We start from the raw sequence: 12888 nt of genomic DNA on the forward strand, positions 1-12888 counted from the left end.
TTCTGCCTCCTTTAAATTGATTGATTTAGACTAGATGAATTAGTGTACGCGAGCATTTTCCTTTGCTTCGCCCTTAACGGCTTCAACACCTTCACCTACTTTTTCTTGAACAGCAGCAACACCTGAACCGATACCAGATTTCACTTTTTCAAATTGTTCTGAAGCAAATTCTCCTGTTGAAGAAGCCACGTCAGTTACTCGGTCTTGGAGGCTTACTGAATCTGCTTCATGCTGTTCCTTCGTTTTGATATCAACAACATTCACATTGACTTCAACTACTTCTAGATCAGTCATTTTTGTAACTTGTGATACGACAACATCTTTGATTTCTTTGTACAAAGCAGGGACATTCTTTTGGTACTCAACAACAATGTTCAAGTCAACTGCAACTTGCTCTTTCCCAACTTCAACATTGACACCATGAGTGACATTATCTGTATTGATAATTTTTTCTGTTAGATTAGAGAAGAATCCTCCATCCACATCCAAAAGTCCAGGTACTTTTTCAAGTGAAAGACCAATGATTTTTTGGATTACTTTATCCTCATAAGTGAGTTCCCCTTTAACATCTTGAGAAACAACAGCGACATCTTTTTTTTCTACATTTTTATCTACGTTTGACATACGAGACTCCTTTATTTATTTAAATATTTTTCCTTAACATAGTATCCTGCAAATGCTCCTAGGGCTCCACAAATAAGTACAAATAGTGTTTTGAAAAAGCCAAAGGATAAGATAAAGCAAGCGAGAATGACACCTACTAGACCTGCAATGATTGGATACTGATATTTTTTAAACCATTCCATTTTTTACTTCCTTACTTTACACGACTAACAGTCTTTTTGGTCGTTTTTGGAGGTTCAAATTCTTTCACTTTAACTTCAAGTTTTACCTCACGTTCAATACCAAAGAACTGCTTTAATCCATGAGTTATTTCATTCTGAATGACAAGACATCGTTTTGAGATGTTGTCCGAAGGAAGAATTTTGCCCTCAACATAAACGAAACATTTATTTTTGCGGCTATTTACATGGACTGTTGGTTCTTTGATCAACTGATGATCAATGACCAAACATCGAACAAAGCCTTCGATAGCTGAATTTTTTAGTTTTAATGTATCTTCTTGAGTCTCTAATTGAATCTCTAAATACTGTTTAGGATAGAAGAGTATTACTAACATTGAAATTAACACTAAAACAGATAGGACAAGTGTCCCCCAAAAGACATATCTAGCAATCAGAAATTCAGCGTAGAAATCTCTCCAACTGAATAAGTTGATGTCTAAATCACTGACCTGATGATAATCTATGAGAATAGGAAGGAAAATAGCCAAGATTAAAATACAGAAAATAAGTAACAATATTTTCTTTGATTTTGACATATTAAATCCTTTCAAATGAAAAGCTTTAAACCATAATTTTACCCGTCTGCAGTATTCAAAATTATGGCTTATCACTTTTAATTTCTTATTAGGTAATGCTTATTTTTTACCAAATAGAAATGAAACGACTGCAACAACAATCACTGCACCTACGATTGACGGAATAATAGCCATTCCAGCCAATGAAGGTCCCCAGCTTCCTAGAAGTGATTGCCCTACAGATGAACCGATAAGACCTGCAAAGATATTTGCAATCAATCCCATTGAACCACCTTTTTTAGTGATTGCACCTGCGGCGAGACCAATAAGACCTCCTACAATAATGGACCACAACATAGTGTATCCTCCTTTTCTATTTCTAAATCAAAGAGTCAATTTCTTTGATTGAACTAATTATATACTATCTCAACTTGGAAACATAATAGTTCGTCTTAAAAACCGTACTGTAAACATGTACTTTAGATACAAATAAATAAGAAAATCTTGATGCTACTGGGTTTCTAAGGGATTAGACTAGTCTTTTTATGACAAGCAAAAGTCGTTGTAAGAGGATAAACGCATTCCATGTGGTATAATTGCATGAAGATTGAAAGACAATCGTTTAGTTTATTATAAAGAGAGAAAAGCTATTCATGAGAGATTTATTATCGAAAAAAAGTCACAGACAATTAGAATTATTAGAATTACTGTTTGAAAACAAACGCTGGTTTCATATTTCAGAACTAGCAGAATTATTGCACTGTACAGAACGTTCTGTAAAAAATGACTTGTCCCATGTCAGGTCTTCCTTTCCTGACTTGATATTTCATTCCTCAACAAACGGCATCCGTATCATAAATACTGACGATAGTGATATTGAGATGGTCTATCATCATTTTTTTAAGCATTCAACCCACTTTTCAATTTTAGAATTTATCTTCTTTAATGAAGGATGTGATACTGATAGTATTTGCAAAGAGTTTTATATCAGTTCTTCCTCTCTTTACCGTATCATCCGTCATATTAATAAAATTATTAAGAAACAATATCGTTTTGAAATTAGCCTCAATCCAGTTCGAATCACTGGAAATGAAATCGATATCCGTTACTTTTTTGCCCAATATTTTTCAGAGAAATATTATTTCCTTGAATGGCCCTTTGAAGATTTTTCGGTAGAACCTTTGTGTAAGCTGTTGGCACTGGTCTATAAAGAAACTTCATTTCCTGTCAATTTCGCCACTCAACGAATGTTAAAGTTACTCCTCGTAACAAATTTATACCGAATAAAGTTTGGTCATTTCATGGAAGTTGAGAAAAATTCTTTTAACAACCAATTGTTGGAATCTTTCATGCAGGCAGAAGGAATCGAAGACATTGTAGCGAGCTTTGACTCTGAATATCATATCTCTCTAAATAAAGAAGTGATAGGTCAACTGTTTGTATCCTATTTTCAAAAAATGTTTTTCATAGATGAAGAAGTATTTCTGAACCATGCAAAAACAGACAGCTATGTAAAAAAATCGTATCAGTTATTGGGAGATTTAGTGGATCAGGTATCAAGAGAGTATAATCTCCAAGTAGACAATAGAGACAATTTGATTTGGCATCTGCATAATACGGCACATCTTCATCGCCAGGAATTATCGACAGAGTTTATCCTATTTGATCAAAAAGGTAATACAATCAAGAACTTTCAAAATATTTTCCCTCGCTTTGTTTCAGAGGTGAAGGAAGGGATTGAACATTATCTAGAGGCTTTGGATATGGATCGTAATTCAATGAAGATCAATCATTTGTCTTATACTTTTATCACTCACAGCAAACACTTAGTGCTAAATCTTTTACAAAATCAACCTAAATTAAAGGTTTTAGTCATGAGTAATTTTGATCAGTATCATGCAAAATCAGTAGCAGAGACACTTTCTTACTATTGCAGTAACAATTTTGAACTGGAAGTTTGGAGTGAATTAGAGTTATCACTTGATGCTCTAAAAGAATCACCTTACGACATCATTATTTCTAATTTTATTATTCCTCCTATTGAAAATAAGAGACTGATCTATTCCAATAATGTCAATACAGTCGCTCTCATCTCTTTGCTCAACGCAATGATGTTTATTCGATTAGACGAGTAACTAAGAATAACAAAAAAGCCTTGACTCCAAGGCTTTTCCTGTTGATGTTTTTTTCCTTACACGAACTTTTACATTGAGAATCAACTAGTTTTGAAGCACCTTAACTTAGCCATTAAAGGAAAATAGAGTCAGACTACTCACTGTTTGGTTTGAAACAATTTGATTTTATCGTCACAGTAAGCGATTAAAGCTTGTGCTTTCTCAAAAGTATAGCCTTTTTCAGATACAGACTTTACTTTCTTCTCATCAAAATAATAGCCAGTCAATCCCCTAATCTCTTCTGATAATGTGAGATAGTAGCCTGTTTCAATTCCCTGATCTAGATCTTTTGAAAAAGATTTCATCAGGCGCCCAAAGAGAGACTTTTTCGTTTTTTCATCACTAGAGTTATTCCCCAAGTTGGTTGAAATCAAACCTGGATGGTAGGCATTGATGGTGATGTTTGAACCTTTTAAAAAGAAGTCCCTTGCCAAATAACGTGTCATCCAAATCGTGTAAAGTTTAGAATTATTATAGGCCAATCCGGGATTATAATTGTTCTCAAATCCAAAGTCCAAATCCTTGACCTTGGCAAAACGATGCATATAGGAGGAAGTATTGATGACACGGCCATCAGGCGAATTTTCTAACAAGGGACTTAACTCAGTTGTTAAAATATAGGGAACCAGAACAGATAACATAAAGGTCAACTCGACATTTTCAGCACTCGCTTTTCGTTCTTTTCCAGCATAAAGGCCTGCATTGTTAAACAAGACATCAATACTTTGAAAGTCTCGCTTGATTTCCTCCAGAAATCGATAAACATCGTCTAGTTTTGAAAAATCTGCAAGGTAGCTAGAAACTCTGCCTCTCAAAGAAACTGCCCGAACCTCTTGAAGCGCCAGCTCAAGTTTTTGAGGATTTCGACCATGGAGGATGATCTGATGCCCTTCACTGGCCAGTTTCTTTGCCAAATGTTTACCAATACCGTCAGTAGCGCCTGTTATTAGAATGGTTTTGACCATATTAGTCCTCCAAGAAAGCAATGAGTTCTTTTGAAAATTCGTCTGCATATTGGAAGATCGAACCGTGCCCTGCATTTGGATAGATAATCAGCTTACTATTTTCGATTTTCTCATGCATGTCATAGGAATTTTCCGTTGGAACCTGCATATCCTTGTCCCCGTTGACGATTAAGGTTGGTTGAGTGATAAATGTTAGGTCGTCTTGAGGATCTTTCCCCCAACGTTTAATAGCTTTGAGTTGAGTTAGGAATCCTGATAGGTTCATGTTTTTATCAGCAAATTTCTTTGTTCTCATACCCATTCGTCCTAGGACTTTCAAAGCTTCGATTTTCCCTTGTTCATCATGATTATAGAAGATATAGCGTTTAGGATCGATGTGCTCGAGCCCCGCTTTAAACATATAGTTAAAGGTTTTCCCTGTTACCTTATCGACCTCTTTTCCACCTCGAGGACCTGTTCCAGCCAAGATTAAACGATTGACCAAATCAGGCTTGATTCGGATGATTTCTTGGGCAATCATTCCTCCCATAGAAAGGCCGAGGAGATTGATTTTATCGTAACCAAGCGCTTTTACAAAGTCAATTGTCTGCTCAGCCATTCCAGGAATGGTTGGCGCCACTTTGCCTTGACTAGCTCCAACACCAGGAAGATCGACCACAATGACATGGTGCTTTTCAGCAATCAAGTTTAATAATCTTGGATCCCAGTTATCGAGAGTTGCTGCCAAATGGATAAGCATCAGAAGAGGTAGCTTTGATTTGACTTTACTAAGTTCGCGATAGGCAATTTGATTTCCTTGGATAGTGATGTATTGATTTTTAGTTGTAAGATATGACATTGTGTTTTCCTTTTTATTTCTTAAAGCTGAGGACTGTTTTTCCACGTGAGCGACCATTAGCGACCTTGTCTAAGGCGTTATTCACTTCTTCAAATGGATAAACTGTATCGATAGAGGGCTTGATTTCTAATTTGCTAAAGAGGTCAGCTATTTCTTGTAATTGAGCGCCATTGCTTTCTACAAAGATAAAATGGTAGTGGACACCATATTTTTCCGCCATTTTATCAAATTTGCGACCTGCTAAGCCAAGAATAATCTGTTTCCATTTTGGTAGATTCATGCGTTTGGCAAAGGCACCGTTTGGCAAGGCACGAAGTGAAACAAGATGACCACCTTTTTTCATGATAGACATTTGTTTTTCAGTTTCAGCTCCACCGAGAGTATCGAGGACATAATCCACCTGACTAATAGTTTTTGTATAATCCTCTGTTTTGTAATCGATAAATCTATCTGCTCCTAGTTTCAACACACGCTCAGCACTATCTCCAGAACCGTTGGTGATGACTTTCAAACCTTTGGCCTTGGCAATCGGAATGGCCATTCCACCGACACCTCCAGTACCACCAGAAATAAAGATCGTTTTCCCAGCTTGAGTGCCCATGAGGTCAAGAGCCTGCATGATAGTCAAGGCAGTAAGAGGAACAGCAGCGGCTTCCTCGTCTGATAGATAGTCTGGAACCTTGGCTAAGGCTTGGCTATCGACAGCTACGTATTCTGCAAAGGCGCCGATATGATCAAGTGGCAGACGGCCAAAGACACGGTCTCCTATCTGAAAGTTGTCAACTTGCTTGCCAATGCTTTCAACGATCCCACCGACCTCGTTACCTGCAGTTTGAGGAAGTTTGTAAGGAACAATCATCTTGACCTCACCACGAGAGATCATGTTATCGAGAGGATTAACACCGGCTGCGGTGACTTTCACCAAGACTTGTTTGTCTGTAATACTTGGTTTAGCGATTTCTGTGATGTTCAGTGTGATATTGTTTTTGTTATAAGTAGTGTGTTGCGCGGCTTTCATTGTCTTCTCTTTTCTTTTTAATATGATTTTATATACCTGTATCTGATACAAGTATATGTTTTTTCCAGTAAAAACTGATTTGTTATCAAATCAGTTTCGGACTTGTTTAGCTTGTTTATATAGATTGTCAATGACATCTTCTAAAGTTTGATTTGCTAATTCCTTCTCTAGTTGAGATTCGGCACTAGCAAAAAGCGGTGAAACTGCTCCTTGGATATGTTTTCCAACGGGACAATCGGGATTACTATTTTGATGAACAGGGAATAAACTAATGTGATTGATTTCTTGAGTAGCATAGTAGATCTCTAGTAAAGTCATTTTCTTTGGAGACTTACTGAGTTGATAACCTGTTTTTCCTTGCTGGGAATGAATCAAATCTGCATTTTTCAATAAGGCAATCACTTTTCGAATGTAACTAGCGTTAGTCCCAACACTAATAGCTAGTGCTTGAGAACTTAAGGTTTCCTTGCTTTCACTAATCATTGTTAAGATATGCAAAGCAACTGAGAATTTTGTATCCATATGAATCCCTCTCTTAATAAACTTGTATCAGATACAAGAACAAGTATAACATAAATTAAAAGAAAAGCAAGTCTTTTGTTTTAAATTTTAAAAAATTTTGAGTGCAATCAGATTAGAGCTGTCTGGGAAGGGTGTTCATAAAATTATACCGTTGATATCCATTAGTTGACCAAAAGTAGAACAGATACACAAAAAAGCCTTGTAAATCAAGGCTTTTTCCTGTTGATTTAGATGCCCCCTACAGGGATTTGGAAAGGACTTTCATATTGAGAGCAATTAAAAATATTGAAATATAAGTGATTTTAGGTATTTTCAATGTCATGATTTAAAAATGGGACAAAAGTGGGGCAAAAACCATACAGATTCTAAACTGTATGGTTCTTTTTTTATCTAACCAAGAAAGGTTAAAACTTATTAAAACACATGCAATCAACTGTTGAAAACTTTTTAGTCCGTGTAATATAAAAACAAGTAAAAAGTTGAACTATAGGGAATATTGTGTCATAATAGGTAATAGATGAATAATTAATAGATTGGAAATAATGCTTTCTTACCTTAACAAGTTGAATTGGTTATACATTTTTTCGTCGCAATTGTGTCTATCTCTCGAGTTTAGCTAGTTTTTATAAGCTCTGGTTTCTAATCAATATAACAAATTTTAGAAGTGCATAAGACAAGATGGTGACATTATTACAGTCATTTCTAGTCACCATATGTTGCTGGCACAGGCTGTTTGTAGTGTTGGCTATTTACTAGTCAGTTTAATCGGAGTGTTTAATTTTTATTGTTGAAAGGTTTTTATATGGCGAAAATTCTATCTTTAGGTCTGACAGGTAAGAAATTACTTGCTCAGGGGTTCTTGTTTGTTCTGCTAGGTCTCATCTTGATGGTCACGGGGACTTGGTTGCCAGTAACAGTTATTCGCCTGGTTCTGTTTTTAGCTTGGATAGCAACGGTCGTAGATTTGCTATTAAGAGTTTTCAAAAAAAGCCAGTCAACGGATACCTTGGGAGTTGCACTGGTTAAATTGTTAGTGCTGGGATATTTGCTAGGTTCTAATCTTGCGACTGATATACCGATTTATGTTCTGGCTCTTGTGATTGGAGTTTATCAGATTTTTCATGCTAGTATTAACCTTGTCACCTATGTTCTCTACCGCAAAAACAAAATTCGACCTCGTTTTCGTCTCTTACTAGATGGACTCGTACTAGTTTTTCTTGGTGGGACTAGTCTTTTGTCCTCTACAGGAAATTCTGTCTTTCAACTCTTTGTATTAGGGGCTTATTTTTTCCTTTATGGTGTGTCCAATATCCGTGATGGTTTCTTGTTTGAGGAGGAAATTGGGAAAAACCATCTCAAACGTCGTGTAAGAATGAGCTTACCTATTGTCCTAGCCGCTCTCATCCCTGCAAGAACTTTAGCAAAAATTAACAAATTTATGCTGGAAAATGCTGATGAGGAAGAAGATATCCATCTTGGAATAGTGAAGTCTGGTAAGACAGCAGAGCTAGAAATTTTTGTTCATACAGCTGAGACCTCCCTGTTTTCAGCTATTGGTCATGTGGATATCTGCTATCAGGGCCGTGTTATTTCTTATGGCAACTATGATCCGTCATCTGAGACCTTATTTGGTATGGTAGGAGATGGTGTCTTATATTTCTGTGATCGTGACAAGTACATTGACCTATGTAAACGTGAGAGTCAAAAAACGCTTTTTGGTTATGGGATAGATTTGACGCCTGAAATGGAAAAAGCAGTTCAGAAAAAGTTGGCTGAATTGAAACAACTGACGATTCCATGGGAGCCAAGTGCAGATAAAATCATGACAGGTGATGGTAAGGAAGACTACACCTACGCTTATAAAATCAGACATGAGACAGATGGGGAACTTTATAAATTTATCAAATCTAAGTTTAAATCCTACTTTGTCTTATCTACAAACTGTGTGCTCTTGGCTGATACCATAGTCGGTCAGGCTGGCACCGATATCCTCTCACCCAAAGGATTTATCGCTCCAGGAACTTACCAAGCCTACCTTAATCGAGAGTTTGAAAAACCAAATAGTATAGTCGTATCTAAACATGTTTATTAAGGAGAATTTATGAACTTAGTAAAAAAATACACCCCGTTAATACTTTTTATAGGGCTGGTTGCTCTTGTAATTCTGAATGCATCGAGCTTTATATCAGGAGCAATCTCTCTCTTTGATGTAATATCAACCTTGATTTATGGTGCTGTTATTGCTTTTGTGCTTAATGTTCCTATGAAAAAAATTGAACAGTACTTAGTTAAATTGAAGGTAAAGGCAGAGTTGCGTCGTCCGATTGCCATGGTACTTGTTTTCCTAGCTCTTATCTTAATCGTGATTGCTCTTTTGGTTTTGGTGCTGCCAACCCTAGCCCAGACTATTAGTCAGCTGGGAACAGTCCTTTCAACAGTCCTTACTCAACTTGGGAAATTGCTAGGCAGCTCGGAATTTGTAACCAAAGACATGTTGTCAACTATCGTATCAGGCATACAGGGACAATCTAGTTCTATTAGCCAAGCTTTGATAGGTTTTTTATCAGGTCTGACTAGTAATATCGGCAATATTTTTTCAAGTTTGATGAATGCCTTTTTGATTATAGTCTTCACCTTTTTATTTTTATCCAGTAAGGAACATTTGGCAGCGATGACGAGTCGACTTCTAAAAGTTTTTCTTCCAGAGAAGGTGGTGATAAAGTTGACTTACATTGGACAAGTAGCACTAGAGACTTATGACCAATTTTTGATGAGTCAGCTGATTGAAGCAGTTATCATAGGAGTTATGATAGCGGTTGGTTACAGCGTGTTTGGGATACCCTATGGAGTAATGACAGGTATCTTTGCAGGAGTGCTATCGTTCATTCCTTATGTAGGGCCTATGATTGCTTGTGTTGTGGGAGCGATTTTTATCTTCACAGTGAGTCCTACTCAAGCCTTACTTTCTCTTCTTCTATATCAAGTTATACAGCTGATTGAAGGAAACCTTATTTATCCTAGAGTTGTAGGTCAGTCTATTGGTTTGCCAGCTATTTTCACGCTTGCGGCTGCTAGTATTGGAGGGAATCTTTTCGGACTACTTGGAATGATATTCTTTACCCCCGTATTTGCTGTTATCTATCGACTGGTTAAAGAATTTGTCGTTGCAAAGGAAAATCAGGTAGATTAAGAAAAACTAAATTTAATAAGATATACTGAGAAGAGAGTGAGAGATTCTCTTCTCTTTTATTTTTAAATACTTTTCTACAAAAAGCTATTAGACGTTAAAAAAAGCCTTGGTTTCAAGGCTTATTTCTGTTGATTTAGATGTGCCCCCTGCAGGGCTCGAACCTGCGCCCCATAGCTTAAGAGTCTACTGCTCTACCAACTGAGCTAAGGAGGCAACAGAAAAAGCTGAGAATGTAACTTCCCAGCTATTTTAATATGCCCAAAATGGCAGCTAGATTATTTACGAAAGGCATCAAGGATATAGGTGAAACCAACAATTAAAAATGCAAAGGCAACGACATAAACGACAAAGACACTTGTAGCTACTGGATTGAACAAAATCACTAGACCTAGTAAAAATGCAAGCAACGCTATCCACATGATATGGTTGCCAATAATAGGGAAAATCAATCCCAGACGATTGCCTTTAAAGAAAGCTATAATGGCTTCTACAATTAACCAAATTCCTAAAATAGTTGGAATGACAACTGGCAGCGTCACAAAGCCATAGGCAACGAGGTAAAGAGCCAAGAGAAGATTAACAATCCCTTGGAAAAGATGAGCTGGTGAGCGAAGCTCTTTTGGTACAGAGAAATAGCCTAAAATAGCTGCTATAGAAGAAACCAGTAAACCAAATGCAATCCACCAGCTGTAAGCAACAAGATTAGCTACTGGGTTTGTAAATAGGAAAAGTCCTAAAAGGACAAAAACAACTCCTGCAAGGAATAGCAGTAAACGATTAGAAAATTTCATTTCAATACCCCCTATATAGTATAGTATAGTTTGATAATAAAAATATTATACACCTTTTTAGAGGAAATGTCAATAAACAAAATGGAAAATTTGGAAGTTTCAGTCTGATTTATGAAAAGAAAATCAGTTTTTATTATTTTGAAAATAAAAAGAGAAGATAAAATTTGTCTTCTCTACATGAAAATATTGTATGGCATCAAAGCAAAAGTAACTGGCTTTACACTATTTGTAAAGATGTAATTTGATTCAAAAAGAAAAGATAGATTTAAAATGTGGGACAAATGATGGGGTAAATCAGTTATAGACAAGCAAAAAAAGCCTTGATTTACAAGGCTTTTTCCTGTTGTATTTAGATGCCCCCTACAGGGATCGAACCTGTGACCCACGGATTAAGAGTCCGCTGCTCTGCCAGCTGAGCTAAGGAGGCAAAGAAAAAAGCTGTATTGGTGCCGAAACTTCACGGTTTGTATTGAACCCGCGCAATTAAGCAGGTGGGCAACTCGCTCTAACTGAAGCTGTTTCCGTGTGAGACGGCCTACATGCTGTTAGAAGACTTTTGTTTCCCTAATAATACAAAAAATAGTCGGTCAACACTTAAGTGTGAAGTCGTACACCACAGCGTTTCTATGTTTATATAATACCACTTTTTCAAAAAAAATCAAGAGGAAAGTGCAATTTTTTGAAAAGGATTTCAGATTTTTCGCAAACGGTCGATAGCTTCCTTTCTTTGAGACAAAGCCCGTTCATATTTACCAGTATCTTCTGCTTGGAAATAGTGATGATTACGAATTTTTTCTGGTAGATAGTCTTGCTTGACCCAATTTCCAGGATAGTTGTGTGGATAGAGATAGTCTTGGGCATTCCCCAGTTCCTTGCTTCCACTGTAGTGCCCATCACGCAGGTGTCGCGGAATAGGCAAGTGCCCTGATGTTTTGAGGTCGGCAAGAGCCTTATTCATAGCTACATAGGCTGAGTTGGATTTTGGAGAAAGGGCCAAATCAATGACGACATTGGCAATGAGAATGCGGGCTTCTGGGAACCCAATCTTTTGGGCAGCATCCAGAGCAGTCACGGTGTGAATCTGAGCTTCAGGATTGGCTAAGCCGATATCTTCATAGGCGATAACAGTCAAGCGACGAGCGAGACTTGGCAAATCACCAGCCTCAATCAAGCGGGCAGCATAGTGGAGACTGGCATCCACATCTGAGCCACGGATAGACTTTTGCAGGGCTGAGAGAACATCATAGTGGCCATCTCCATCCTTATCCATAGTGATGTAGCTCTGCTGCAGGCTATTTTCCATGATGTCGAGGGTGATGTGGCGGATGCCCTTATCATTCTCAGGGGTAGAGAGAGCTGCCAAATCCAGTGAGTTGAAGGCAGAGCGAAGGTCTCCGTTTGTAGAGGTAGCAATAAAATCCAGCGCATCTTCATCTAGTTCTACTGGAAAATCAAAACCACGCTCAGGGTTACTTAGAGCTATCTGCAGGGCCTCCTTGACGTCTTGGTTAGACAGAGGTTCCAACTCAAAAATTTGAACACGGCTACGAATGGCAGGAGTGACAGAGAAGAAAGGATTTTCAGTCGTAGCGCCAATCATGATGACCAGACCACTTTCCAAGAGAGGTAAGAGGAAGTCTTGCTTGGTTTTATCTAGTCTATGAATCTCGTCTAGCAATAGGACGAGACCACCAGAGAATTTAGCCTCTTCCGCAATTTCTTGCAGTCGCTTTTTACTATCAACTGTCGCATTGAAAGTTCGAAAGGCATACTTGGTCGTTCCAGCGATGGCAGAGGCAATACTGGTCTTGCCGATTCCGGGAGGTCCGTAGAGAATCATGGAGGACAGACGATTGGCTTCCACCATGCGACGGATAATTTTTCCAGGTCCGACTAGATGCTCCTGACCGATGACCTGGTCAATGGTTTTTGGGCGCATGCGAAGCGCGAGATTGTCTGGCATAGCAGTCCTTTCTAACATGGATTTTCTGATGTATATGTGGTAAGATGGTAGTATCTATTTTAGCATA

General features: G+C 37.7%; 13 protein-coding genes and 2 tRNA genes. 3 read left to right on the plus strand and 12 right to left on the minus strand.

Going from position 1 to position 12888, the window contains the following annotated elements; all coding sequences use genetic code 11:
* Positions 1 to 39 precede the first annotated feature (39 nt).
* The 4 genes from B7717_RS02495 to B7717_RS02510 form a co-directional block, all read right to left on the minus strand.
* The gene (locus tag B7717_RS02495) at positions 40 to 624 is read right to left on the minus strand and encodes an Asp23/Gls24 family envelope stress response protein (RefSeq protein WP_000072931.1); all 585 of its coding nucleotides are present in this window, start codon (positions 622 to 624) and stop codon (positions 40 to 42) included.
* Positions 625 to 635: 11 nt separating this feature from the next.
* Positions 636 to 806, minus strand: a complete 171-nt coding sequence (locus tag B7717_RS02500) for a DUF2273 domain-containing protein (protein ID WP_000454669.1) — start codon at positions 804 to 806, stop codon at positions 636 to 638.
* Positions 807 to 817: 11 nt separating this feature from the next.
* Complete coding sequence (gene amaP, locus B7717_RS02505) at positions 818 to 1381, minus strand: alkaline shock response membrane anchor protein AmaP (RefSeq protein ID WP_084944220.1); 564 nt, start codon at positions 1379 to 1381, stop codon at positions 818 to 820.
* Between the two features lie 99 nt (positions 1382 to 1480).
* A complete protein-coding gene (locus B7717_RS02510; RefSeq protein WP_033630119.1) occupies positions 1481 to 1717 on the minus strand; it encodes a GlsB/YeaQ/YmgE family stress response membrane protein in 237 nt (78 codons plus the stop codon).
* A 296-nt stretch (positions 1718 to 2013) separates the two neighbouring features.
* Between B7717_RS02510 and B7717_RS02515 the strand changes: the two genes are divergently transcribed.
* The gene (locus B7717_RS02515; RefSeq protein WP_084944113.1) at positions 2014 to 3495 is read left to right on the plus strand and encodes a M protein trans-acting positive regulator PRD domain-containing protein; all 1482 of its coding nucleotides are present in this window, start codon (positions 2014 to 2016) and stop codon (positions 3493 to 3495) included.
* Between the two features lie 137 nt (positions 3496 to 3632).
* Here B7717_RS02515 and B7717_RS02520 read toward each other — a convergent pair whose 3' ends face one another.
* From B7717_RS02520 to B7717_RS02535, 4 genes are all read right to left on the minus strand, one after another.
* The gene (locus tag B7717_RS02520) at positions 3633 to 4499 is read right to left on the minus strand and encodes an SDR family NAD(P)-dependent oxidoreductase (protein WP_084944114.1); all 867 of its coding nucleotides are present in this window, start codon (positions 4497 to 4499) and stop codon (positions 3633 to 3635) included.
* A 1-nt stretch (position 4500) separates the two neighbouring features.
* A complete protein-coding gene (locus tag B7717_RS02525) occupies positions 4501 to 5337 on the minus strand; it encodes an alpha/beta fold hydrolase (RefSeq protein ID WP_084944115.1) in 837 nt (278 codons plus the stop codon).
* Positions 5338 to 5350: 13 nt separating this feature from the next.
* A complete protein-coding gene (locus B7717_RS02530; protein WP_084944116.1) occupies positions 5351 to 6355 on the minus strand; it encodes an NADP-dependent oxidoreductase in 1005 nt (334 codons plus the stop codon).
* A 90-nt stretch (positions 6356 to 6445) separates the two neighbouring features.
* A complete protein-coding gene (locus B7717_RS02535; protein WP_000379854.1) occupies positions 6446 to 6877 on the minus strand; it encodes an Rrf2 family transcriptional regulator in 432 nt (143 codons plus the stop codon).
* A gap of 802 nt (positions 6878 to 7679) precedes the next feature.
* Between B7717_RS02535 and B7717_RS02540 the strand changes: the two genes are divergently transcribed.
* Together B7717_RS02540 and B7717_RS02545 are read left to right on the plus strand one after the other, a co-directional pair.
* On the plus strand, positions 7680 to 8969 hold the full coding sequence (locus B7717_RS02540) for a membrane protein (RefSeq protein WP_001062787.1): 1290 nt from the start codon (positions 7680 to 7682) through the stop codon (positions 8967 to 8969).
* 9 nt (positions 8970 to 8978) lie between these two features.
* The gene (locus B7717_RS02545) at positions 8979 to 10067 is read left to right on the plus strand and encodes an AI-2E family transporter (protein ID WP_004193676.1); all 1089 of its coding nucleotides are present in this window, start codon (positions 8979 to 8981) and stop codon (positions 10065 to 10067) included.
* Between the two features lie 140 nt (positions 10068 to 10207).
* Here the strand turns inward: B7717_RS02545 and B7717_RS02550 are convergent.
* From B7717_RS02550 to B7717_RS02565, 4 genes are all read right to left on the minus strand, one after another.
* Positions 10208 to 10280 (minus strand) — tRNA-Lys (locus B7717_RS02550).
* Between the two features lie 62 nt (positions 10281 to 10342).
* Positions 10343 to 10858 (minus strand): DUF308 domain-containing protein, encoded by a 516-nt coding sequence (locus B7717_RS02555; RefSeq protein ID WP_000672739.1) that lies wholly within the window; start codon positions 10856 to 10858, stop codon positions 10343 to 10345.
* A gap of 354 nt (positions 10859 to 11212) precedes the next feature.
* Positions 11213 to 11285: transfer RNA gene (locus B7717_RS02560), tRNA-Lys, on the minus strand.
* 264 nt (positions 11286 to 11549) lie between these two features.
* Positions 11550 to 12821 carry a replication-associated recombination protein A gene (locus tag B7717_RS02565; protein WP_084944117.1) on the minus strand — a complete coding sequence of 424 codons (1272 nt, stop codon included), beginning with the start codon at positions 12819 to 12821 and terminating at the stop codon, positions 11550 to 11552.
* Between the last annotated feature and the right edge of the window lie 67 nt (positions 12822 to 12888).

This window comes from Streptococcus oralis subsp. oralis, assembly GCF_002096495.1.
Taxonomy (GTDB): Bacteria; Bacillota; Bacilli; order Lactobacillales; family Streptococcaceae; genus Streptococcus; species Streptococcus oralis_CU.